General features: G+C 53.5%; 28 protein-coding genes. 21 read left to right on the top strand and 7 right to left on the bottom strand.

Annotated elements, in window-relative coordinates; genetic code table 11:
• Window positions 1–41: 41 nt before the first annotated feature.
• The 8 genes from GJ1_RS03630 to ytvI all read left to right on the top strand — a co-directional run bounded on the left by GJ1_RS03630 (window position 42) and on the right by ytvI (window position 6,883).
• Window positions 42–971: a PLP-dependent cysteine synthase family protein gene (locus GJ1_RS03630; protein WP_066228597.1), complete on the top strand. Its 930-nt coding sequence runs from the start codon at window positions 42–44 to the stop codon at window positions 969–971.
• The gene (locus tag GJ1_RS03625; protein ID WP_066228594.1) at window positions 968–2,101 is read left to right on the top strand and encodes a bifunctional cystathionine gamma-lyase/homocysteine desulfhydrase; all 1,134 of its coding nucleotides are present in this window, start codon (window positions 968–970) and stop codon (window positions 2,099–2,101) included. The genes GJ1_RS03630 and GJ1_RS03625 overlap by 4 nt, the downstream gene beginning before the upstream one ends.
• Window positions 2,102–2,163: 62 nt before the next feature.
• Window positions 2,164–2,412, top strand: coding sequence for a YrhC family protein (locus GJ1_RS03620; protein WP_066228592.1), 249 nt, complete (start codon window positions 2,164–2,166; stop codon window positions 2,410–2,412).
• Window positions 2,413–2,520: 108 nt separating this feature from the next.
• Window positions 2,521–2,676: a hypothetical protein gene (locus GJ1_RS18260; RefSeq protein WP_157068352.1), complete on the top strand. Its 156-nt coding sequence runs from the start codon at window positions 2,521–2,523 to the stop codon at window positions 2,674–2,676.
• 204 nt (window positions 2,677–2,880) lie between these two features.
• Window positions 2,881–3,594 carry an RNA polymerase sporulation sigma factor SigK gene (gene sigK / locus GJ1_RS03615; RefSeq protein ID WP_066228590.1) on the top strand — a complete coding sequence of 238 codons (714 nt, stop codon included), beginning with the start codon at window positions 2,881–2,883 and terminating at the stop codon, window positions 3,592–3,594.
• A gap of 199 nt (window positions 3,595–3,793) precedes the next feature.
• A complete protein-coding gene (locus GJ1_RS03610) occupies window positions 3,794–5,062 on the top strand; it encodes a cation:dicarboxylate symporter family transporter (RefSeq protein WP_066228589.1) in 1,269 nt (422 codons plus the stop codon).
• 103 nt (window positions 5,063–5,165) lie between these two features.
• Window positions 5,166–5,777, top strand: coding sequence for an undecaprenyl phosphate transporter UptA (gene uptA / locus GJ1_RS03605; protein WP_066228586.1), 612 nt, complete (start codon window positions 5,166–5,168; stop codon window positions 5,775–5,777).
• A gap of 80 nt (window positions 5,778–5,857) precedes the next feature.
• Window positions 5,858–6,883, top strand: a complete 1,026-nt coding sequence (ytvI, locus tag GJ1_RS03600; RefSeq protein WP_066228584.1) for a sporulation integral membrane protein YtvI — start codon at window positions 5,858–5,860, stop codon at window positions 6,881–6,883.
• A gap of 143 nt (window positions 6,884–7,026) precedes the next feature.
• On the opposite strand, the gene motB is transcribed toward ytvI, so the two are convergent.
• The 3 genes from motB to pssA form a co-directional block, all read right to left on the bottom strand.
• Entirely contained in the window at window positions 7,027–7,806 is a 780-nt protein-coding gene (motB, locus tag GJ1_RS03595; RefSeq protein WP_066228581.1) for a flagellar motor protein MotB, read from the bottom strand.
• Window positions 7,799–8,590 (bottom strand): flagellar motor stator protein MotA, encoded by a 792-nt coding sequence (motA, locus tag GJ1_RS03590; protein ID WP_066228733.1) that lies wholly within the window; start codon window positions 8,588–8,590, stop codon window positions 7,799–7,801. Before motA ends, motB begins: the two co-directional genes overlap by 8 nt.
• A 173-nt stretch (window positions 8,591–8,763) precedes the next feature.
• Window positions 8,764–9,303 carry a CDP-diacylglycerol--serine O-phosphatidyltransferase gene (gene pssA, locus GJ1_RS03585; protein WP_066228577.1) on the bottom strand — a complete coding sequence of 180 codons (540 nt, stop codon included), beginning with the start codon at window positions 9,301–9,303 and terminating at the stop codon, window positions 8,764–8,766.
• Between the two features lie 123 nt (window positions 9,304–9,426).
• Here pssA and GJ1_RS03580 point away from each other — a divergent pair, with 123 nt between their 5' ends.
• Window positions 9,427–10,221, top strand: a complete 795-nt coding sequence (locus tag GJ1_RS03580) for a phosphatidylserine decarboxylase (RefSeq protein ID WP_066228574.1) — start codon at window positions 9,427–9,429, stop codon at window positions 10,219–10,221.
• Window positions 10,222–10,258: 37 nt separating this feature from the next.
• Here GJ1_RS03580 and GJ1_RS03575 read toward each other — a convergent pair whose 3' ends face one another.
• Window positions 10,259–10,399, bottom strand: a complete 141-nt coding sequence (locus GJ1_RS03575) for a sporulation histidine kinase inhibitor Sda (protein ID WP_008879941.1) — start codon at window positions 10,397–10,399, stop codon at window positions 10,259–10,261.
• Window positions 10,400–10,736: 337 nt separating this feature from the next.
• Here GJ1_RS03575 and GJ1_RS03570 point away from each other — a divergent pair, with 337 nt between their 5' ends.
• Genes GJ1_RS03570 through GJ1_RS03535 form a run of 8 tightly spaced genes read left to right on the top strand, consistent with a single transcriptional unit; the run spans window position 10,737 to window position 15,784 of the window.
• Window positions 10,737–11,252 (top strand): YqeG family HAD IIIA-type phosphatase, encoded by a 516-nt coding sequence (locus GJ1_RS03570; protein ID WP_066228727.1) that lies wholly within the window; start codon window positions 10,737–10,739, stop codon window positions 11,250–11,252.
• A gap of 2 nt (window positions 11,253–11,254) precedes the next feature.
• Window positions 11,255–12,364, top strand: a complete 1,110-nt coding sequence (gene yqeH / locus GJ1_RS03565) for a ribosome biogenesis GTPase YqeH (protein WP_066228730.1) — start codon at window positions 11,255–11,257, stop codon at window positions 12,362–12,364.
• A gap of 22 nt (window positions 12,365–12,386) precedes the next feature.
• Window positions 12,387–13,217 carry a shikimate dehydrogenase gene (gene aroE / locus GJ1_RS03560; protein WP_066228571.1) on the top strand — a complete coding sequence of 277 codons (831 nt, stop codon included), beginning with the start codon at window positions 12,387–12,389 and terminating at the stop codon, window positions 13,215–13,217.
• Between the two features lie 3 nt (window positions 13,218–13,220).
• The gene (yhbY, locus tag GJ1_RS03555) at window positions 13,221–13,514 is read left to right on the top strand and encodes a ribosome assembly RNA-binding protein YhbY (protein WP_014196388.1); all 294 of its coding nucleotides are present in this window, start codon (window positions 13,221–13,223) and stop codon (window positions 13,512–13,514) included.
• Between the two features lie 39 nt (window positions 13,515–13,553).
• Window positions 13,554–14,204 carry a nicotinate-nucleotide adenylyltransferase gene (locus GJ1_RS03550; RefSeq protein WP_066228568.1) on the top strand — a complete coding sequence of 217 codons (651 nt, stop codon included), beginning with the start codon at window positions 13,554–13,556 and terminating at the stop codon, window positions 14,202–14,204.
• Window positions 14,113–14,691: a bis(5'-nucleosyl)-tetraphosphatase (symmetrical) YqeK gene (gene yqeK, locus GJ1_RS03545; RefSeq protein ID WP_066228565.1), complete on the top strand. Its 579-nt coding sequence runs from the start codon at window positions 14,113–14,115 to the stop codon at window positions 14,689–14,691. Before GJ1_RS03550 ends, yqeK begins: the two co-directional genes overlap by 92 nt.
• Window positions 14,688–15,044: a ribosome silencing factor gene (gene rsfS / locus GJ1_RS03540; protein ID WP_066228564.1), complete on the top strand. Its 357-nt coding sequence runs from the start codon at window positions 14,688–14,690 to the stop codon at window positions 15,042–15,044. Before yqeK ends, rsfS begins: the two co-directional genes overlap by 4 nt.
• The gene (locus GJ1_RS03535) at window positions 15,041–15,784 is read left to right on the top strand and encodes a class I SAM-dependent DNA methyltransferase (RefSeq protein WP_066228561.1); all 744 of its coding nucleotides are present in this window, start codon (window positions 15,041–15,043) and stop codon (window positions 15,782–15,784) included. Before rsfS ends, GJ1_RS03535 begins: the two co-directional genes overlap by 4 nt.
• 340 nt (window positions 15,785–16,124) lie before the next feature.
• On the opposite strand, the gene comER is transcribed toward GJ1_RS03535, so the two are convergent.
• Complete coding sequence (gene comER / locus GJ1_RS03530) at window positions 16,125–16,943, bottom strand: late competence protein ComER (protein WP_066228558.1); 819 nt, start codon at window positions 16,941–16,943, stop codon at window positions 16,125–16,127.
• Between the two features lie 100 nt (window positions 16,944–17,043).
• Here comER and GJ1_RS03525 point away from each other — a divergent pair, with 100 nt between their 5' ends.
• The 3 genes from GJ1_RS03525 (at window position 17,044) to GJ1_RS03515 (ending at window position 20,505) form a co-directional block, all read left to right on the top strand.
• The gene (locus GJ1_RS03525; protein WP_066228552.1) at window positions 17,044–17,664 is read left to right on the top strand and encodes a helix-hairpin-helix domain-containing protein; all 621 of its coding nucleotides are present in this window, start codon (window positions 17,044–17,046) and stop codon (window positions 17,662–17,664) included.
• 127 nt (window positions 17,665–17,791) lie between these two features.
• Window positions 17,792–18,259 carry a ComE operon protein 2 gene (locus tag GJ1_RS03520; RefSeq protein WP_066228549.1) on the top strand — a complete coding sequence of 156 codons (468 nt, stop codon included), beginning with the start codon at window positions 17,792–17,794 and terminating at the stop codon, window positions 18,257–18,259.
• A complete protein-coding gene (locus GJ1_RS03515) occupies window positions 18,256–20,505 on the top strand; it encodes a DNA internalization-related competence protein ComEC/Rec2 (RefSeq protein ID WP_066228545.1) in 2,250 nt (749 codons plus the stop codon). The genes GJ1_RS03520 and GJ1_RS03515 overlap by 4 nt, the downstream gene beginning before the upstream one ends.
• A gap of 43 nt (window positions 20,506–20,548) precedes the next feature.
• Here GJ1_RS03515 and GJ1_RS17580 read toward each other — a convergent pair whose 3' ends face one another.
• Window positions 20,549–20,683 carry a YqzM family protein gene (locus GJ1_RS17580; RefSeq protein ID WP_011231993.1) on the bottom strand — a complete coding sequence of 45 codons (135 nt, stop codon included), beginning with the start codon at window positions 20,681–20,683 and terminating at the stop codon, window positions 20,549–20,551.
• A 282-nt stretch (window positions 20,684–20,965) separates the two neighbouring features.
• Between GJ1_RS17580 and holA the strand changes: the two genes are divergently transcribed.
• A complete protein-coding gene (gene holA / locus GJ1_RS03510) occupies window positions 20,966–22,012 on the top strand; it encodes a DNA polymerase III subunit delta (protein WP_066228543.1) in 1,047 nt (348 codons plus the stop codon).
• A 45-nt stretch (window positions 22,013–22,057) separates the two neighbouring features.
• Here the strand turns inward: holA and rpsT are convergent, their stop codons facing one another.
• Entirely contained in the window at window positions 22,058–22,327 is a 270-nt protein-coding gene (gene rpsT, locus GJ1_RS03505; RefSeq protein WP_011231991.1) for a 30S ribosomal protein S20, read from the bottom strand.
• Between the last annotated feature and the right edge of the window lie 106 nt (window positions 22,328–22,433).

The following is a 22,433-nucleotide window of genomic DNA, read 5'->3' as shown; positions in this document are numbered from 1 at the left end:
TTCCGCTGCCAAAATGAACGTGAAGAAACGGAGTGACTCGCATGCGGGTAGCGAAAAGCATCCATGAGCTGATCAGCCATACGCCGGTCGTTGAAATTACACGCTTCCCCTTGCCGGAAGGCGTTCGCCTGTTTGCGAAGCTCGAGTATTTCAACCCGGGCGGAAGCATTAAAGATCGGCTCGGACAAGAGCTGCTGCGCGAGGCGTTTGCATCGGGCAAACTGAAAGAGGGGGGCACGATCATCGAGCCGACAGCCGGCAACACCGGCATCGGTTTGGCGCTGGCGGCAATCGGCAAAAATGTGAACGTCATTTTTTGCGTGCCGGAAAAGTTCAGCATCGAAAAACAGCAGCTGATGAAAGCGCTCGGGGCGCAAATCGTCCATACGCCGACCGAGGAAGGAATGGAAGGGGCGATCCGCAAGGCGGAAGAGCTCGCCCGCACGATTCCGGGCGCTTATTGCCCGCAACAGTTTCAAAACCCAGCCAACCCAAGGACGTACTACAAAACGCTCGGTCCGGAGCTGTGGGACGATTTGGACGGGCAAATCGACATTTTTGTCGCCGGCGCCGGCTCCGGCGGCACGTTCATGGGGACGGCGACGTTTTTAAAAGAAAAAAACCCGGCCATCAAAACGGTCATCGTCGAACCGGAAGGCTCGATTTTAGGCGGCGGCGCGCCCGGCCCGCATCGGACGGAAGGGATCGGCATGGAGTTTTTGCCGCCGTTTATGGATCCCGCTTATTTTGACGCCATCTATACGATCCGCGACGATGACGCCTTCCGCCGCGTCAGCGAGCTGGCGAGACAAGAGGGGCTTTTGGTCGGCAGTTCGTCCGGCGCCGCGTTTCATGCCGCCTTGCTTGAGGCAGAGAAAGCGAAGCCAGGAACGAATATCGTTGTCATTTTCCCTGACGGGAGCGAGCGGTATTTAAGCAAACACATTTATGAAAGTGGAGGATCCTCATGAGACGGAAAACGATGCTTATTCACGGCGGCATTCCAGGTGATCCACACACAGGGGCGGTGTCGGTCCCGATTTATCAAGTGAGCACGTACAAGCAAGAGGAAGTCGGAAAGCATAAAGGGTTTGAATACTCGCGCACCGGCAACCCGACGCGCGCTGCGCTTGAGAAGCTGATCGCAGATCTCGAAGACGGTGAAGCTGGATTTGCGTTCGCTTCTGGGATGGCGGCGATTACAGCCGTCATGATGCTGTTTCAAAGCGGCGACCATTTGGTGCTCACCGATGACGTCTACGGCGGCACGTACCGCGTGATGACGAACGTGTTGAACCGGTTCGGGCTCGAGGCGACGTTCGTCGATACGAGCGATGTCGCCAACATCGAGGCGCACATTCGTCCAAATACGAAAGCCATCTATATCGAAACGCCGACGAACCCGCTGTTGAAAATCACAGACTTGCAAGCCGCCGTTGCCATAGCTCGTGCGCACGGACTGTTGACGATCGTCGACAACACGTTTTCCACTCCGTATTTCCAGACGCCGCTTGAGCTTGGGGCCGATATCGTCATCCATAGCGCGACGAAGTATTTAGGCGGCCATAGCGATGTCGTCGCCGGGTTGGCAGTTGTCCGCACGCCGGAGCTTGCCGAACGGCTCCATTACGTACAAAATTCAACCGGCGGCGTGCTCGGTCCGCAAGATTCATGGCTGTTGATGCGCGGGATGAAAACGCTTGCTGTGCGGATGGAAGAACATGAAGAAAATGCTCGCCAAATCGCTGCCTTTTTGGCTGAGCACAAGGCGGTCAAGCGCGTCCATTATCCAGGTCTTCCGGATCATCCGAACCACGAGTTGGCGAAAAAGCAAATGCGCGGATTTGGCGGCATGATTTCGTTTGATGTCGGCAGTCTAGAGCGCGCCGAGAAGGTGTTGTCGCGCGTCCGCTACTTTACACTTGCTGAAAGCTTAGGGGCGGTCGAAAGTTTAATTTCGCTGCCAGGGAAAATGACGCACGCCTCGATTCCGAAGGAACGGCGTGAACAGCTCGGCATTACTGACGGCCTTATCCGTTTGTCGGTTGGGCTTGAAGATGTCAACGATCTGCTTGACGATTTGGCGCAAGCGCTTGGCTGAAATTGCCGCTCCCCCTTTCGTTTAGGTTGTGATACAGTGAGAACGAGAGGAGGGGAACGGCCTTGAATGAACAACAATGGAACGACTTGCGCGCGAAGATGGGTGATTACAAGACGTACAGCCTTGTCTTATTCGCGCTTGGGACGTTTTTCTATTTAGGAACGATCATCCCGGGAGCGCTTGAGACAGCGAAAAAGCCGTTCGCCTTATTGGCGGTTGCCGTCTGTTTCGCCGTTGCGCTTGGCTTCTCGCACTGCGCTGCCCGCTATGCTCGCCGGCTTGAGGAAGAAGAGAACCCGTTTGAGCAATAAACCCGCTTTTTTGTCCAAAAGGCGGGTTTTTTGGTTGGCCGCGCGGTTTACAGGCGAAAGTGAATTTTTTGCTTAGTTGACTATTGAATTTCACCAATTGTTCAAAATGTGGCGGAAGCGATCCACGTCTTCTTTGGTAAAATAAAAGTAAACGAGAAGGCCAAGGAGGGAACGGGGATGTTCGCCATCGTCATGTCGGTCATCATTACAGCGTCGATTGCACTCGTCGTTGCCGCGGAAGTCAGCGTTGAGGCAGGAGTATAACCACGGCGGCTCCGCCTGCATCGGGAGGGGATAAGCAGGCGGACCGCATGGGCGGAATGTTGGCATCAATAGTTTTTGTTGGCCAAGTCATTGCCGGCTCGTTTCGAGCCGGCCTATTTTTTCGTCCAGACACGGACAACATCGCCCCTGCATATACATAACGATAGGCGGTTTCCGCCGATGACAGCAGGCGGGGGTGAGGGCATGTCCGGCATTTTCACGGCGTTTACGTTTCTGTTGAAAGAGCTGACGTTTCTTGTCTCGTATATTAAAAACAATGCGTTTCCCCAGCCGTTGAGCGCTCAAGAAGAGGAACGGTATTTGGAGCTGATGGCAAAAGGCGATGAACAAGCCCGCAACCGGCTGATCGAACACAACTTGCGCCTTGTTGCCCATATTGTGAAAAAGTTTGAAAATACGGGAGAAGAGGTCGAGGATTTAATCTCCATCGGCACGATTGGCTTGATCAAGGCGATTGAAAGTTATTCACCGGGAAAAGGAACGAAACTGGCAACATATGCGGCTCGATGTATCGAGAACGAAATCCTCATGCACTTGCGTTCGCTGAAAAAAACGCGCAAAGATGTTTCATTGCATGAACCAATCGGCCAGGACAAAGAAGGAAACGAAATCAGTTTGCTTGATATTTTAAAAGCCGAAGGCCAAGACATCGCCGATGAAATCCATCTGAACATGGAGCTCGAACAAGTCAAACAATATATCAGCGTGCTGGATGAGCGGGAAAAAGAGGTGATCATCAACCGCTTTGGCCTTGGCCGGCAGCGGGAAAAAACGCAGCGTGAAATCGCCAAAGAGCTCGGCATCTCAAGAAGCTACGTTTCGCGCATCGAAAAACGGGCATTAATGAAAATGTTTCATGAATTTTATCGGCAGGAAAAAGAAAAACGGCGATCATAACGAAAAGCGGGTTGCTGGTGCAGCAGCCCGCTTTTCTATGAACGAAAGAATATAAATTATTCAAAAAAAACAAATGTTTCGCCTATAATCTTTTAACAAAGCGGTTTCAACTAAAAATATTGACAGATTTTATTTTTAAAAGTAAAATAATTTTGTCGTCTTTTGTCTAAAATTGTCTAAAGGAGGCGAAAAAAGAATCATGCGCAAGATCGGCTTGGCATGGCAAATTTTCATCGGACTTATTCTCGGGATTATCGTCGGAGCCGTTTTTTACGGAAACCCTAAAGTAGCGACGTATTTGCAGCCGATCGGAGATGTTTTTCTCCGTTTAATTAAGATGATCGTCATTCCGATCGTCGTTTCGAGCTTGATTGTCGGCGTCGCCAACGTCGGCGATGTAAAAAAGCTCGGAAAGTTGGGCGGCAAAACGATCCTTTATTTTGAGATCATTACGACGATTGCCATTATCGTCGGCCTCTTGGCGGCAAACATCTTCCAGCCGGGTGTCGGCGTCAATATGAAATCGCTTGAGAAAACAGATATCCAATCGTACGTCGATACGACGAACGAAGTGCAGCACCATTCGATGGTTGAAACGTTTGTCAACATCGTGCCGAAAAACGTGTTTGAAGCGTTGTCGACCGGCAATATGCTGCCGATCATCTTCTTCTCAGTAATGTTCGGTTTGGGCGTCGCCGCGGTTGGCGAAAAAGGGAAACCGGTGCTTCGTTTTTTCCAAGGCACGGCGGAAGCGATGTTTTATGTCACAAATCAAGTGATGAAGTTTGCGCCGTTTGGCGTCTTTGCCTTGATCGGCGTGACGGTGTCGAAGTTCGGCGTCGCTTCGCTTCTTCCGCTCAGCAAGCTCGTTGTGCTTGTTTATGCGGTTATGGCGTTTTTTGTGCTTGTGGTGCTTGGTGGAGTGGCGAAGTTGGCAGGGATTAAAATTTTTCATATTATTAAAATCTTAAAAGATGAAATCGTGTTGGCGTATAGCACGTCGAGCTCGGAAACGGTGCTTCCAAAAGTGATGGAAAAAATGGAGAAGTTCGGATGTCCGAAAGCGGTGACATCGTTTGTCGTTCCGACCGGCTATTCGTTTAACTTGGACGGTTCGACGCTCTATCAGGCGCTCGCGGCTGTGTTTATCGCTCAACTGTATGGCATCGACATGCCGATTTCACAGCAAATCTCGCTTGTGCTCGTTTTGATGGTGACGTCCAAAGGGATTGCCGGCGTCCCAGGCGTGTCGTTTGTCGTCTTATTGGCGACGCTTGGCACCGTCGGCATTCCAGTGGAAGGGTTGGCGTTTATCGCTGGCATCGACCGCATCTTGGACATGGCCCGCACAGTGGTCAACGTCATCGGCAATTCGCTGGCGGCGGTCGTGATGTCGAAGTGGGAAGGGCAATATAACGAAGAACAAGGAAAACAATACATCGCTGAGCTGCAGCAGCAAAGCGCCTAGAGAAAAAGCGGCTGAACATCGGCCGCTTTTTCGTTTTGCTTGCTAGAAACATATAGTATAATTAAACAATGGGAAAAGGGATGGAAAGCAAGGAGGAACAACGGTGCACGAAATCATTCAATCGATGTTTTCATTTTTGACTAGTTTAGGTTACGCTGGCATCGCTCTTGCCTTGATGGTGGAAGTGATCCCTAGCGAGATCGTGCTGGCTTATGCCGGCTATTTGGTGGCGCGCGGGGATGTCTCGTTCGCTGGTGCGGTGGCGGCCGGAACAGTAGGCGGCACGGCAGCGCAGCTGTTTTTGTATTGGATGGGCTACTATGGCGGACGGCCGTTTCTCGATCGCTATGGAAAATATATATTGATCAAGCCAAAGCATTTGGATGTGGCGGAACGATGGTTTGCTAAATTCGGCCCCGGCGTCATTTTCAGCGCCCGGTTTATTCCCGTCGTCCGCCATGCGATTTCGATTCCGGCCGGCATTGCCCGGATGAAATGGCTGCCGTTTACGATTTACACGGTGCTGGCTATCATCCCGTGGTCCATCTTGTTTATTTGGTTGGGAGAGCAGCTTGGACACCGATGGCGGCAAATTGACGAGATGGCAACGCCGTACGTCCGCCCGGCGATCGCAACGGCTGTGGCGGTGGCGGCGATTTACATCGTTTGGCAGCGACGGCGCCGCGTTGCAGACGGAAAGGAACGCATGAAATAGTTGTCCGGCCGCATCGTGTCGGCTATATTTATACATGAAACATCTGTTGGCTAAATTTTTAGGAAAAATGAGGGACGAACGTGAAACGTTGGATCATGATTGCGCTGCTATTCGCTGTGGAGCTATGGCTTGTGCCATACAGCGTGCCGCTTCTCTTCGCGCTTGCGACCGCGCTTTTGCTTGAGCCGTCCATCCGCCGATTGCAAGAAAATTATAAGCTGAAGCGCGCACACGCCGTCACGGCGATTTTTTCATTGTTTATCATCATTCTTGGGCTTTCCCTTTACCTTCTAGTCGTTATTTTTGTACAGCAAGTGATGGCGCTCTCGCAAAAACTGCCTTACGTCTTAAGCGAAGCGACGAAAGTGCTCGACCGCCTCATTCAAACGTGGCAGTCGTATTCCAGCTCCATTCCGCAGGAAATCATCGATTCGCTTGAACGCGGTGTAAATACCGTCCAGCAAATGCTTTTGTCGTTTGCGACCAACTTGACGCAGTCGCTCGTCCATTATATTGCCGCCATTCCGGCGTTTTTGATTCATTTTTTGGTGTATTTGATCGCGCTGTTTCTCATCTGCCTCGATTTGCCCCGGCTGAAGCAAGGAATGCGCCGCTATTTGTCCGAACGGACCCAGCAGCGGCTCGGAATGGTCGTCGCCCAGCTGAGCAAAGCCGGGATCGGCTTTTTGAAAGCGCAGTTTTTGCTTAGTTTAATTACGTTTTTCCTTGCGCTGGCTGGCCTGCTGTTGTTGGGCGTCGACTATGCGGCGCTAATGGCGCTGATCATCGTCGTTGTCGATATTTTGCCGATTTTAGGAACGGGTTCCGTGCTCGTTCCGTGGGGGCTCATCAGCATGGCGAACGGCGACAATACGCTTGGCATTGGCTTGATCGTTCTGTTTGTCGTCATCACCGTCGTGCGCCGGATCATCGAGCCGAAAGTGTTTTCCACCAATTTAGGCATTTCCCCGCTCGCCGCGCTTGTCAGCGTTTATTTGGGGTTTCAGCTGCTTGGCTTTATCGGGTTGTTCGTCGGGCCGGTCGTTGTCATTTTGGTTGAAGCGCTTGCCAAAGCTGGGGTCATTCAATGGAAGATCAAGCTTTGACCTTTTTTCGGGAAAGGGCCTTCGTGGATGAAGGTGAAAAAGCCGGCGAAACGCCGGCTTTTTTTCGTTTGGACATAGGCCAGAGGCGTTTGGCCAGACGGTGGTTTAGAAAAAAGAAAAACCGCCCGCTTAAGGCGCGGCGGTCACTGAGTGGATGTGGACGAATCGTTGAGGTTGGTGCGCGGCAAAATCAAAATTTCGACGCGCCGGTTTTTCATCCGCCCTGCAGCCGTAGCGTTCGAGGCGATCGGCTTGTATTCGCCATACCCTTTGGCGCTGAAATAGCGCGGGTCGAGCCGCTTGTTTTCAAGCAGCACTTTCATGAAATTGACGGCGCGCATGACGCTCAGCTCCCAGTTGGAAGCAAATTTCTCGTTATGGATCGGCACGTTGTCCGTATGGCCGCTGATAATGACATTGCGCGGCGGGTTCATGACAAGCAAAGCGGAGATTTCCGCCGCCAGACGCCGGTCTTTCATGCGCACTTCGGCGCTGCCGGAGTCGAATAAAATATCATCTACAATCGTAATGGCGAGCCCTTCGTCAGTCAAGGAAGTCTGCAGTTTGCCAGTCAGCTTGTTGTCGCGGATATAGCCGTCGATTTTTGCTTTCATTTGCCCTAGCTCTTCTTTTTCCTCTTTGCTTACTGTCGGGGAAGGCTGCTTTTCTTGATGCTGCCCCTCTTCGTCTTGGGTCAGCGGGGTGATCGGCTCGATCGGGCTTTGAAAGTCAAGGACGCCTGTTCCACCGGCAAAGGTGGTGCTGAAGGCGCGCGCAATTTCTTGAAATTTTTTTTGATCAATTTGGCTGCTGGCAAACAAGACAATGAACAAGGCAAGCAACAGCGTCAACAAGTCCGCATACGGAATGAGCCATGCCTCGCTCATATGGTCGTCATGCTTGTTCTTTTTTTTCTTAGCCATTGGCCGTTTCCCCTTGCACCAGCGCTTGGCGCCGCTCGCTTTCCGGCAAGTATGAGGCGAGTTTTTGTTCGATCATGCGCGGGGCTTGTCCTTCCAAAATGGACAGCACTCCTTCAATCATAATGTAGCGCACGCGCGCCTCTTCCTTCGATTTTCGCCGCAGTTTGTTGGCAAACGGATGCCAAAGCACATAGCCGGTGAAAATGCCGAGCATCGTGGCGACAAAGGCGGCGCTGATCGCCTTGCCGAGCTCGGCGATGTTTTCCATATTGCCAAGTGCGGCAATCAGGCCGATGACGGCGCCAAGCACCCCGAGCGTCGGCGCATATGTGCCTGCTTGGGAAAAAATCGCGGCATTCGCTTCGTGGCGTTCTTCCATGGCGGCGATTTCCTCTGTCATCACATCGCGGATGAACTCTTGCGTTTGCCCATCGATCGCCATGCTCAGTCCGTTGCGCAAAAACGGGTCGTCAATGTCGTCCAATTTCGCCTCGAGCGCCAGCAATCCCTCACGACGGGCGATGTTCGCCCAGTCGACGAACAGAGGAATGAGTTGCTCAACCGTTGGCGTGTCCGGTTCGGTGAAAATAATTTTTAGTAGCTTTGGCACTTTTTTGATTTCTCGCGTTGGAAAGGCGATGACGACCGCCGCCGCCGTCCCGACGAGAATGATGAGGATAGCGGCCGGATTGATCAACACGGCGGGTGAAACGCCTTTAAAGTACATGCCCAACCCGACGGCAACGAAGCCAAGAATGATGCCGATAACCGATGTTTTGTCCAAAAGAATCCCCCCGCTTTTTCCGTACGAACGATCTACGCCATTGGGCGTTTTTATGAAGAAACCATATTTATCATATACTGAATATAGGAGGTTGAAAAGGGAAAAAGGTGTGACATGAGACGCAAAAAGCCGCCCGCTCCATAGGCTGACGGAAAGGGCAGCTCCGGCGATCGTCATATTTTTTTCAGCTTAAACGTTCCGACCATTAGAAACGATAAAATGAGCGCCAAAAACATAAACGACTGTGGCGGAAAGTATGGGATGGCCAAATAACCGAGCGTCATCAACACCCCGGCGGCCGTGATCGGCAGCCCCGCAAAGTAGCCGTTGTTTTCTGTGATGTTGAAGCGAGCGAGGCGGAAGGCGCCGCAAGCGATGTACAAAACGGTGAATACCGCGCCGGGCGCGCCGAACTCGTGGAACAAGCCTTGGTGCATCAGCAAGGCGGGAGCGACGCCGAAGGAGACGATGTCACTCATCGAGTCGAGCTGCTTGCCGAGTTCAGATTCAATGTTCAGCTTTCGTGCGACAGCGCCGTCAAAACGGTCGACAAACGCGGCTAAAAAAACGAGCAGCACGCTCATATGAAGCTGCCCTTTCAGCGTAGCCAGGACGGAAAAGCCGCCAAGCGACAAGTTCGTCATCGTCAAGATGTTTGCCATGTTTGCTTTCAGCTTTTTTAACGTATAATCTAAATAGTTCGATAAGAACAAGTTTCCCCACTCCTTTTCCAACAGAAAACGCCAAAAGAAAATTCTACTACCATTATACTCATTTTGGCGGTAATATGGAAGGTAGTAACGAATGGCGATGTTGCGCTACTGGAGGGAACGTGCTTGCGAAAATGGCTGTATCGTTTGTTGATTGAGCTGACCAATCACTCGCTTTCTTCAAAGCTGCTCGCTTCGTTTGCCAAGTCGCGCCTCAGCGGGCTATTGATACCATCGTATGCAAAAATTTATCATATTAACCAAGAAGAGATGGAAAAAAGCTTGAAAAATTATAAGACATTGCAGCAGCTGTTCATCCGTCGGCTGAAGGCCGGGGCGAGGCCGGTCGACGCTGATGAGCATGCGGTCGTCAGTCCGGTCGATGCCGTCATTGAAGACATGGGCACGATTCGGGAAAACTGTGAAATGATTGTCAAGGGAAAGCCGTATTCCATTGCTGAAATGCTCGGCAGCGTCGAGGCGGCGCGGCCGTATGTGAACGGGTTCTTTTTTATTCTGTATTTGAGCCCAAGCCATTATCACCGCATCCACAGTCCAATATCTGGGGTGATCGAAAAGCAATGGGCGCTCGGCCGCAAGTCGTATCCAGTCAACCGTCTTGGCTTAAAATATGGACGTCGGCCGCTGGAGAAAAATTACCGCTTGATCACCGAAGTCGCAGCCGGCGGCAAGCGTCTGGCGATCGTCAAAATCGGCGCCATGTTCGTCAACAGCATTGAATTGACCCATGAGGGTGAACAGCTTGTCAAAGGAGAGGAAATGGCGTATTTTTCGTTCGGTTCGACGGTCGTTTTGCTGTTTGAACGAGGAAGCTTCGCACCTGACCCGCGCATTGTTGCGCCGATGCCGATCAAAGTCGGCGAGCGGCTCGGCTATTGGCGCCAAGGGCGCGAACGTTAAGGCTTTCGGAAACAAAAAAAAGCCCGAAGGCCTTCGTTTATGAGGACAGCTTAATTTTATGGGTCAATGAGCGGCGCTGGATTTCTTTTTCGATCAACTCGATGAATTCCGGGCTGAGGTTGAGCTCTTTCGCCTTGAAGTACGATTCGATCAACAGCTCATCGGACAGATGCTTCATCGGCCGGGTCCTCCTTTGAATATGGAATATAGCGAGCATGCTATACATATAATGGTAGGTTACTTTCACTGTACCACGATTTGAGGAATAGAACAACCGTTCTGTTATCCACAGAAAGCAGTGGATAACATGTGGAAAACATGTTTGTAAAGCAAGAAAAGCGTGATGGATAGCCTGTGTATAATGTGGGCAACAGTTATCCACAATCCGGCAGGCAAAAAATTTGTCGAAAACTTTTTTGCCAGACAGTTCTGGCGGGAGATTGGCAAACTTTGTTTTGAAACGGAAGAAGAAATTCGTTATGATGGGAAAAGCAGAGCAAAAGGCAGGTGTTGATATGCTTCATTACTTTTTGCCAAGCCAGTTTGCCAAGCGCGTCATGGACATCACACCGGACGTGCTGAAGCAAAAAGGGGTCAAGGGGATCATCACCGACTTGGACAACACGCTCGTCGAATGGGATCGGCCGAGCGCTACCCCGGAGCTGGCCGCATGGTTTGATGCGATGAGGCAGGCGGGCATTAAGGTCGTCATCGTATCGAATAATAATAAACAACGCGTGCAGTCGTTTGCTGAGCCGCTCGGCATTCCGTTCATCTTTGAAGCGCGCAAACCGCTGACACGTGCGTTTTTGCAAGCATTGGACATGATGGGATTGAAAAAGGAAGAAGTCGTCGTCATCGGCGACCAGCTGCTGACCGATGTGCTCGGCGGCAACCGACTTGGACTCAACACGATTTTAGTCGTCCCGGTCGCTGAGACGGACGGATTATGGACGCGCTTCAATCGAAAAATGGAGCGAAAAATTTTAAACGCCATGCGCAAAAAAGGGATGATTTACTGGGAGGAATGATCGTGGAGCCACAACTGCGTTGCATCGGCTGCGGAGCGGCCATCCAGTTTGACGATCCGAAAAAGGCGGGCTATGCGCCGAAAAGCGTGCTCGAGAAAGAGGCGGAAGACGTCATTTGCCAACGCTGCTTCCGCTTGAAGCATTACAATGAAGTGCAAGATGTGCCGCTTGATGACAGCGACTTTTTAAACATGCTGCATCGCATCGGGGAGTCGAAGGCGCTGGTTGTCAACATCGTCGACATTTTCGATTTCAACGGCAGCTGGATTCCTGGCTTGCCGCGGTTTGCGGCTGAAAATCCGATTTTGCTCGTCGGCAACAAGGCAGATTTATTGCCGCGGTCGGTCAAATACCCGAAGCTGCTGCGCTGGATGCGCCGCATGGCGGAAGAGCTCGGGCTGCGTCCGGTGGATGTCTGCCTTGTCAGCGCAGCGAAAGGAATCGGCATGGCGAAGGTGATGGAGGCGATCGACCGCTATCGCGAGGGCGGCGATGTCTATGTCGTCGGCTGCACAAACGTCGGCAAGTCGACGTTCATCAACCGGATCATTGAAGAAGCGACCGGCAAAGGGAATGTGATTACTACGTCATATTTCCCTGGCACGACGCTGGATATGATCGAAATCCCGCTTGAGGGCGGGGCGACGTTGTATGATACGCCAGGGATCATCAACCATCACCAAATGGCGCACTTTGTCGATGCGCGCGATTTGAAAATCATTACGCCAAAGCGGGAAATCCATCCGCGCGTTTATCAGCTCAACGAAGGGCAGACGCTCTTTTTCGGCGGCTTGGCCCGCCTCGATTACATCAAAGGCGGGCGCCGCTCGTTCGTTTGCTATATGGCCAACGAACTGACGGTTCACCGGACAAAGTTGGAAAAAGCCGACGCCCTTTACGCCAACCAGCTCGGCGATTTGCTCTCACCGCCAAGCAAGCGCTATGCCGCTGAGTTTCCGCTGCTTGTGCCGCGCTCGTTGTCGGTCAAAGAGCGGAAGACAGACATCGTCTTTTCCGGTCTCGGCTGGGTGACGTGCAACGACCCGGGCGCTCAGCTCGTCGTCCATGCTCCGAAAGGGGTCGACGTGTTTATTCGCCAATCGTTGATTTAAGACAATGTGGGAGGGGAGAACGATGGAAAAGGTATACGGGTTGATCGGGTTTCCCGTCGAGCACTCGCTGTCGCCGCTCATGCATAACGATGCGTTCGTCCGCTTGGGCATTCCGGCGCGCTATCATTTGTTTTCCGTCGAACCGGAGCAAGTCGGCGCGGCGATCGCCGGCGTGCGGGCGCTCGGCATCGCTGGGGTGAATGTGACAATCCCGCACAAACCGGCGGTCATTCCGTTTTTGGATGAAGTGGACGAGCAGGCGCGCCGCATCGGGGCGGTCAATACGATCGTCAACGACAACGGCCGGCTCGTCGGCTATAATACGGATGGCCCCGGCTATGTAAAGGCGCTGGAAGAAGAAATGGACGTCTCCCTTGACGACCGGCGCATTTTGGTGATCGGCGCCGGCGGCGGGGCGCGCGGCATTTACTTTTCCCTGCTGTCGACGGCAGCCGAGCGCATCGATATTGCCAACCGGACGGTGGAAAAGGCGGAGCGGCTCGTCCGCGAAGGGGATGCGCGCCGCTCGGCGTATTTTTCGCTCGCCGAGGCCGAAAAACGGCTGGCCGAATACGATATTATTATCAATACCACTTCTGTCGGCATGCATCCGCATGTCGAGGCGCAGCCGCTTTCCCTTGAACGGCTGCGTCCAGGGGGGATCGTTTCCGATATTATTTACAACCCAATGGAAACGAAATGGTTAAACGAAGCGAAAGCGCGCGGCGCCCGCGTGCAAAACGGCGTCGGCATGCTCGTATACCAGGGGGCGCTCGCGTTTGAAAAGTGGACCGGCCAATGGCCGGATGTCAACCGGATGAAACAGCTTGTCATCGAAGCGTTGAGGAGGTAAGATATGTTAACTGGAAAACAAAAACGGTTTTTGCGCGCCCAAGCTCACCATTTAAAGCCGATTTTTCAAGTCGGCAAAGGCGGCGTGACGGAAGCGATGACCGAACAAATCGCAGCGGCGCTCGAGGCGCGCGAGTTGCTGAAAGTAAGCGTTTTGCAAAACTGTGAGGAAGACCGCTGCACCGTCGCCGAGCAGCTCGCGGCGGGAACAGGGGCGGAAGTCGTGCAAGTGATCGGCAACACGATCGTTTTGTACAAAGAATCGAAAGAGCATAAACAAATCGTCCTGCCTGACTGACAACGGGGGCGGCTACGGCAGGCGGCAGGGGGAAGGAAGATGGGAAAAATCGGGATTTTCGGCGGCACGTTTGATCCGCCCCATTACGGTCATTTGCTCATGGCGAATGAAGTGCTTGATGCTCTTCGATTGTCAGAAATTTGGTTTCTGCCCAACCGCATTCCTCCCCATAAGCAGCACGAACAAGTGACGAAAAGCGAAGACCGTTTGCGCATGCTCGAGTTGGCCGTGGCCGGCCATCCGCGCTTTCACATTGAGACGATCGAGCTTGAACGGGAAGGGCCTTCGTATACGTATGATACGATCCGGCAACTCGTCGCGATGCATCCCAATGACGAGTTTTATTTCATCATCGGTGCGGATATGGTCGAATATTTGCCGAATTGGCACCGCATCGATGAGCTCATTGGGTTGGTGACGTTCGTCGGCGTCAAGCGGCCGGGGTTTTCAATGGAAACGCCGTATCCGGTCATCGAGGTCGAAGCGCCGCAGTTTGCTGTTTCGTCTTCGCTCATTCGCGAGCGGGTGCGAAACGGGCAGACGATTCGCTACCTCGTGCCGGAAGGGGTCAGACTTTATATCGAGGAGAAGGGGCTATATGGAGCGAGGACAGGCGTTAATGATCGTGAAACAACAGCTGACGGAGCAGCGCTACGAACATACGCTTGGCGTTGTCGAAACCGCCGTTAAGCTCGCCAAGCAATACGGCGCTGACGCAAAAAAGGCGGAACTGGCGGCGATTTTCCATGACTATGCAAAATTCCGCCCGGTCGAGGAAATGAAACAAATCATTTTGGCGCAAAATATGCCCAACGATTTGCTTGCTTACAACAGCGAGCTTTGGCATGCGCCCGTCGGCGCCTATTTAGTGAAGACGGAAGCCGGCATTGACGACCCGGAAGTGTTGGATGCCATTCGCTACCATACATCCGGGCGCGCCGGGATGACGCTGCTTGAAAAAATCATTTACTTAGCCGATTATATTGAACCGGGGCGGCGTTTCCCCGGCGTTGATGAAGTAAGGCTCCTAGCGGAAGAAGACCTCAACCGGGCGCTGTTGCAGGCGGTGAAAAACACGATCGCGTTTTTGCTTGAGAAGCGCCAGCTCATTTATCCAGACACGATTCATGCGTACAATTCACTCGTGCGTGAAGTGAAGGGGGAAGCAAAACGGTGACGGAACAAGAGGCATTGCAGCTTGTCGTCCGCGCGGCGGATGACAAAAAGGCGGAGCAGATCGTCGTCCTCAACATGAAAGGCATTTCGCCGGTCGCCGATTATTTTGTCATTTGCCACGGCAATTCGGACAAACAAGTGCAAGCGATCGCCCGCGAAATTCAAGACCAAGCGGAGGAACACGGCCTAGCGGTGAAGCGGGTCGAAGGGTTCCATGAGGCGAAATGGGTGCTCGTTGATTTGGGCGATATCGTCGTTCACGTCTTCGCCAAAGATGAGCGCGATTATTACAACCTCGAGCGCCTTTGGGGAGACGCCCCGACCGAAGACGTCGCGGCTGTGCTGCAGCCATGACGTACGGCCGCTTTGCCGATTGGTATGACGCGCTCATGGCCGAGGCGCCGTACGACGCATGGCAATCGTTTGTCGAGCGGGCCTTCGCCCGCTACTCCCAAAGGCCCGGCAGACGGGTCGTTGACATCGGCTGCGGGACGGGGGAGCTTGCCATTCGCCTCGCCAAGGCGGGATGGCAAGTGTCGGGCGTTGACTTGTCCGAGCATATGCTTGCTATCGCCCAGGCGAAAGCCGGAGCGGCGGGCGTCGATGTGCCGTTTTTCGAACAAAACATGGCGGAGCTCGACGGGTTTTCTGATTTGGATGGCGCCTTCATTTTTTGCGATGCGCTGAACTATTTGACAGGCGAAGAGGATGTCAAGCGGACGTTCGCCGCCGTCTATCGCGCCCTTGGCGGCGGCGGGCTGCTTTTGTTTGACGTCCATTCCGTCTACAAAACGGACGTTTTGTTTCGCGATGCGGTGTTTGCGGATCAAGACGAGGACATCAGCTACATATGGACATGCCATCCACTTGACTGGCCGCACAGCGTCGGGCATGAATTAACCTTTTTCGTCCGCCGCGGCGCCCTTTATGAGCGCTATGACGAATGGCACGAACAGCGCACGTTCGAGCGCGCCGCCTATGAGCAATGGCTTTATGACGCCGGTTTCGAAGTGCTTGAGGTGACCGCTGACTTCACCGATGCGCCCCCGACCGAAACGGCGGAGCGCTTGTTTTTTGTCGCGCGGAAGCGGTGAGCCGGAATAGACAAAAAAGAAGGCGCTGTTGCCAATGGTGTATTTGAGATGCTTGAACACCGCTCGAAATAGGGCAAAAAGAGGAAAAAGAGCCGGAGGGCTCTTTTTTTTGAAATTATATTGGTTGAGAAGGATTATAAGGCTTATTTGTCGAAATATAACGATTGCAATTAGACAATCCGAAAACAGCTCAACAGCCGTAGTTTGCCTCTATAGCAACAATGTTGCACCCAGCCACAAAGCCGGATGAGGATGGAAACGATAGCCCCTAGCTGAAGAAGCCAGGGGTAACTTTTTTGCCAAACAAAGCAGGAATTTACCGTTCCGCGTCGAATTAAACTTATGAAAACTGTTGCTTCACCTTCTCCACATCTTCTTTAAACTTCTCATGTGTTTTCGCCAGCACTTCTTCAAAGACGCCGTTCATTCGTTGTTCCAGCACAGCGATTCCTTCCCCGGTAATGCCGCCTTTGACGCATACTTTTTCCTGCAACGTTGGCAATGTGTACAGATTCCGCTTGAGCAGTTCCCCAAGGCCGATGATCATATCGGTCGCCAGCATCGTCGCTTGTTCTTTCGTGATGGCGGTTTTGGCCGTCGCGGCGTTGATGAAGCGCTGAAGCAAATAGCTGAAAAACGCCGGGCCGCAGCTTGAGATGTCGGAGGCGACGCGGGTGATGGCCTCGTCGATGTACACCGGCGAGGCGATGCGCCGGAGAAGATCATCGATCGTTTGCCGGCAATCGGCCGAACAGCGTGATCCAAACGTGACAAGGATGCTGCCGGAGAGCGCCCGGTTCGCAATGCTCGGGATGGCGCGCACGACTTGGCAAGGGACGGCCGCTTCAAGCTGTTCGACGCTGATGGGGCTTGTGATCGATACGAGGCAATGTTCATTTGTCCAGCACGTGGTCAGTTGCTGCAATAATGGGTGGATGTCGAACGGTTTGATGCATAAAAAGATGACGTCGGATTGTTTGACGACTTCTGCCGCATCGGCAGCCACCTTGATTCCGGGATATGCGTGTTGTATGGCAAACGCTTTGGCAAGCGTGCGGTTCGTAATGACCAGTTCATTCTCTTTGACGGCGCCGGAGTCGAGGAACGCTTCGATTAAAATGGTGCCCATATTCCCCGTGCCGATGACGCCGATGTTCATGTATTGTCCCCCCTCCCGGTTTTGTTCGCCGGAATTCTCTTTTTCGATATGTATGAGCAAAATGCTTGATTTATGACTGGAAACGGAAAGGATGGGACGTATGTGGGAACAGGTGCAGGAGCTTGGAAAACGGTATGGAAAAGTGGGAGTGCTTTTGCTGTTTGCCGCGGCGGCGGGGTTGTGGGTGTTTCGTCATCCGACGGATGAAAAGGGGCAAGTCGTCTTGCCGGCGGCTGAAACCGATGCCGCCCAGCCGGAAGCAAAAAAGGAAGAAGCGCCAAAGACCGCTGTGGTGGATGTGAAAGGGGCGGTCGCGAAACCAGGGGTGTACGAGGTGGCGGCGGACGCCCGCATCCGCGATGTCATCGCCCTAGCCGGCGGATTAACGGACGAGGCGGATGAAACGAAAGTCAATCTGGCGGCAAAAGTGCGCGATGAAATGATGATTTACGTGCCGGCAAAAGGCGAGGCCGCTCCTGCGTCGGAAACAACCGGTGCCGCGCCGAAAGATGAAGCGGGAAGCGGGCCGCAAGTGGCGATCAATACGGCGACGGAAGAGGAGTTGATGCAGCTTCCCGGCATTGGACCGGCGAAGGCAAAAGCGATCATCGCTTATCGCGAGGAACACGGGCCGTTTCAGCGGGCGGAAGACTTGTTGAATGTGACCGGAATCGGCGAAAAAACGTTGGAGAAATTGAAACCGTATTTGCTTGTGCCGTAAATGAGGGGAGAGCGAAGCGTTTCTCGTTTATGGGCGGATCGGGGTTGACGCGGACGTTTTTCGACGTTGACGGGGGCAGGCGGCGGCCGGTAGACTAAAAGTATGGAAACGAGCGGAGGGACGTAAAATGGAACGAATCACGTGGGATCAATACTTTATGGCGCAAAGCCATTTGTTGGCTCTGCGCAGCACGTGCACAAGGCTCGCGGTCGGAGCGACGATTGTGCGCGACAAACGCATCATCGCCGGCGGGTACAACGGGTCGATCGCTGGCGGCGCCCATTGCATCGATGAGGGGTGCTACGTCATTGATGGGCATTGTGTGCGGACGATTCACGCGGAAATGAACGCCATTTTGCAATGCGCCAAGTTCGGCGTCCCGACAGAGGGGGCGGAGATGTATGTCACCCATTTTCCATGTTTGCATTGCTGCAAGGCGATCATTCAAAGCGGCATCCGCGCGGTCTATTATGCGCAAGACTACAAAAACCATCCGTACGCCTTGGAGCTGTTTGCCCAAGCCGGCGTCCGGCTCGTGCAAGTGCCGTTGAAAACGGATGTGTTCGCCTTGCTTTCCGGTGGAGGGGAAGCATGAAAGGACAAGCTGTCTATCCCGCCGCGGCGGCGCTGCTTGCCGTGGCGGCCGCCTCCCCATCCAAAACCTCGTTTCTTCTCCTTGTCGTTTATCTCCTTCTTCTTTTCATCCGCCGGCCGCACTGTTTCCTGCCTTCTTTGGCTGCAGCTGCCCTCTTTTTTGTCTATTTTCTCATCGTTGACCATCATAACCAAACGTCCCTTTCTGGCGGCCGCCATTCGCTTTCCATCCGTTTTTCCGCCGCGCCGGCGATCGACGGAGACCGGTTGCAGGCGGCCGTTCAAGCTGGCAAGGAGCGGGTGCAGCTCCGTTACACCATTCGCACGGTCGCGGAAAAAGAAGCGTTGCGAGCGCACCTCATGCCAGGGACGGTATGCCGCGTCAGCGGAACGCTTGAGCGCCCGATGCCGGCCAGCGATCCGTATGCGTTTGATTACCGCCGCTATTTGTACCGCCACCGCATTCATTGGCTCTTTCTCGCCGAGGAGATCGATCTTTCCGCTTGCGTGCGCGTCCGTCCAACCATCGTCGAGCGGCTTGAGGCGATTCGCGAAGCCGGCGTTCGCCGGATTGAAGCCCGGTTTCCGCCGGAAGCGGCCGGCATTGCCGCTGCGCTCATTTATGGCGAACGCCGCTCGCTGGATGAGGCGGTGCTTGACGGCTACCAGCGGCTCGGGCTCATCCATTTGTTGGCGATTTCCGGCGGCCATGTCACCTTGCTTGTCGGCGCCGCATTTGCCGCTGCCATTCGGTTTGTGACGCGCGAGGCGGCCGTGCTCGCCTTGCTTGCTCTATTGCCTATGTATGCGGTGCTCGCCGGCGCTTCGCCGTCGGTGTTGCGCGCCTGTGCGACAGGAATGATTGTATTGGCCGTCCAGTGGAAAAAAGGAACAATCCATCCGCTTGATGCGTTGAGTTGGACAGCGTTGGCGCTGCTCGTCTTTGATCCATATATGGTTTGGGATGTCGGCTTTCAACTATCGTTCATTGTCACGTTCGTCCTTCTTGTTCATTTCCCTGTGTCCGTCTCCGTTCGTTCGCCGCTTGGGCGTCTGTTTCAGACAGCGCTTGCCGCTCAGCTCGCCGCGCTGCCGGTTTTGCTTTACCATTTTTATGAAGTTTCTGTTTGGAGCGTAGGACTCAATGTCTTCTTTGTCCCTTGGTATTCATTTGTCATCTTGCCGCTCGCTTTTCTATCCGCGGTTTTTCCCTTTTCTCCACTCATTTGGCTGTTTAGCCGTCTCATTGAGCTGACGGACGCCGTTGTCCATTTTTTCTCGGCCGATCACCCGTTTATGCTTGTGCTTGGCCGTCCGGGGCCGTGGTGCTTAGCTGGCTATTTGGCGGCTGTCATGGCGGCGTTTTTGGATTGGGAGCGCGGACGAGCGCTCCGCGGATTGGCGGCGGTGACGGCGGCCATGGCGCTTCAGCTCGTCGTGCCGTATATTGATCCAAAAGGCGAGGTGACGGTGTTGGATGTCGGGCAAGGCGACTGCATTTACATTGAGCTTCCTTATCGAAAAGCAGTTTATCTCATTGACACCGGAGGGACGCCGGAACGGGCGCAGGAATCATGGCGCAGGCGGTCGCGGCGGTTTGCTGTCGGCCGCGATGTCGTCATGCCGTTTTTAAAAGCGCAAGGGGTGCGAACGATCGATAAGCTCATATTGACGCACGATGATGCCGACCATATCGGGGCCGCGCCTGAGGTGCTCGAAGCGGTCAAAGTGAAGGAAATTGTCACAAGCCCGAGGGCGCTGCCGCGCGTCCAAAAGATGGCGCGCCCGTTTCCCGTGCCGGTCAAAGCGGCTGTGCGGGGAGAACAGTGGAAGAAGGGGGGCGTGCTGTTTTCTGTGCTCCATCCGGAAGAGGGGAACATCGAGGATAATAACGGTTCGCTTGTGTTGCTCGTTCGCCTCGGCGGGTTGACGTGGCTGTTTGCCGCGGATATCGAGGAAGAGGCGGAGCAAGCGCTCATCCGCGCGTATCCAATGTTGCGCGTCGATGTATTGAAAGTCGCCCACCACGGCAGCAAAACGTCGACAACCGAGCCGTTTTTGCAAGCAGTCAAGCCGCGGGCGGCCGTTATTTCCGTCGGCCGCTACAACCGCTATGGGCATCCGTCCCCCGAAGTGCTCATGCGGCTAAAGCGCCAACGGGTGATCGTTTGGCGGACGGATGAAAGCGGGGCCATTCGCTATGTGTATGATGAAAATGGTGGAACCTTTCAGGTGATGAAACCATAAGATGTAGTGCGCAAAAAATAAGGATTGCTTATGCAAGCAATCCTTATCGGCCAAAAAATTCGATTAGCGTTGCGATGATGAACATCGTGGCGAAAAAGCCAAACGATACGATGAATCCGACGGCGGAATCGACGGCGTCATTGCGTTGGCTTTGCACTTCCTTTTCGAATACGTTCATCGTTTTCCCCCTCCTCGTGCAATCATTTTTAGTATAGACGAAAACGTACAAAAAATCTACCACCGCTCGCTTCTTTTCCTTCCTTGACAACAGTTGACACAAATACTTTCCAACGGCCGGGAAAACATAAAAATAACCCGTTGGCAAATAAGGTCCTAGGACTTATTTGCCAGCGTTTATATAAAGGGGAACCGGTTTTTTCGGCAGCCGGTTCCCTTGTAAAATGGCGAAAAACAGTGTATCTTTCTAGCAGAAACATTGCTAGGGAATGGAGACGGGAACATGCTGGAACGCGTATGGGGAAACATCGAAAAACGGAATTTTTCTCCCCTCTATTTATTATACGGCAGCGAGCCGTTTTTATTAATGGAAACGTATGATCGATTGGTGAACGCGGCGCTTGGCGATGAGGAGCGGGAGTGGAACTTGGCTGTGTACGACTGCGAGGAAACGCCGGTGGAGGCGGCGTTGGAGGAGGCCGAGACGGTGCCGTTTTTCGGCGAGCGGCGCGTCATTCTCATCAAGCATCCGTATTTTTTCGCCGCGGAAAAGGAGAAGGAGATCGAGCATGACTTGGCGAAGCTGGAGGCGTACTTGAAGGCGCCGGCGCCGTTTTCGATCGTCGTCTTTTTGGCGCCGTACGACAAGCTCGATGAGCGGAAAAAAATTACGAAGCTCGCTAAAGAGCATAGCGAAGTCGTCATCGCCGCCCCGCTTGCCGAAGCAGAGCTGCGCGCCTGGGTGCGGCGCCGGATCGAGAGCGAAGGGGCGCAAGCAAGCGATGAGGCCATCGACGTTTTGTTGCGGCGGGCCGGGACGCAGCTTTCCGTCTTGGCGAATGAAATTGACAAGCTGGCGCTGTTTGCCGGGCCGGGCGGAACGGTCGAGGCGTCGGTTGTTGAACGGCTTGTCGCCCGCACGCCGGAAGAAAACGTGTTTGTGCTGGTCGAGCAAGTGGCGAAGCGCGATATTCCGTCGGCGCTGCAGACGTTTTACGATCTGCTTGAGAACAATGAGGAGCCGATCAAAATTTTGGCGTTGCTTGCCGGCCATTTCCGCTTGCTTTCGCAAGTGAAATGGCTCGCTTCGATAGGCTACGGGCAGGCGCAAATCGCTTCGGCTCTCAAGGTGCATCCGTTCCGCGTCAAGCTTGCCCTTGCCCAAGCCGCCCGCTTCTCTGACGGGGAGCTTGCGGAGGCGATCAATGAGCTCGCTGCCGCCGATTATGAAGTGAAAAGTGGGGCGGTCGATCGCCGGCTGGCTGTCGAGTTGCTTCTGATGCGCTGGGGCGCCCGTCCGGTGCAGGCGGAGCGCCATGGCCGGCGGTGAACAAAAGAGGCAATAAAAAACGACCTGGCGCCAGGTCGTTTTTGATTAGGAAGCTTGGATGCTGTTCAATTTTTTTGCTAAGCGCGATTTTTGCCGGCTGGCGGCGTTTTTATGGATAAGGCCTTTGCTTGCAGCTTTGTCTAATTTTTTCGACGCGATAATGAATGCCTCGCGCGCTTTTTCTACATCTTTCAATTCGACGAGCGCTTCAAATTTTTTGATCGCTGTGCGCATGGCCGATTTCATCGAGGCGTTGTGAGCCCGACGTTTTTCGCTCGTTTTCGCGCGTTTGATCGCTGATTTGATGTTAGCCATGTTCGTTCACCTCCGTTACCGTTCCTATTCTCACTGTGAACAACAGGAAGAACAAGTGTTATTCTATCAAACGCGTTTTGATTATGCAAGAGTGTTCAAGCGAAAA

Source organism: Geobacillus jurassicus NBRC 107829, assembly GCF_001544315.1.
Taxonomy (GTDB): Bacteria; Bacillota; Bacilli; order Bacillales; family Anoxybacillaceae; genus Geobacillus; species Geobacillus jurassicus.
The sequence above is the reverse complement of the archived record's forward strand: the minus strand, read 5'-3'. Positions and strand labels throughout refer to the sequence as shown.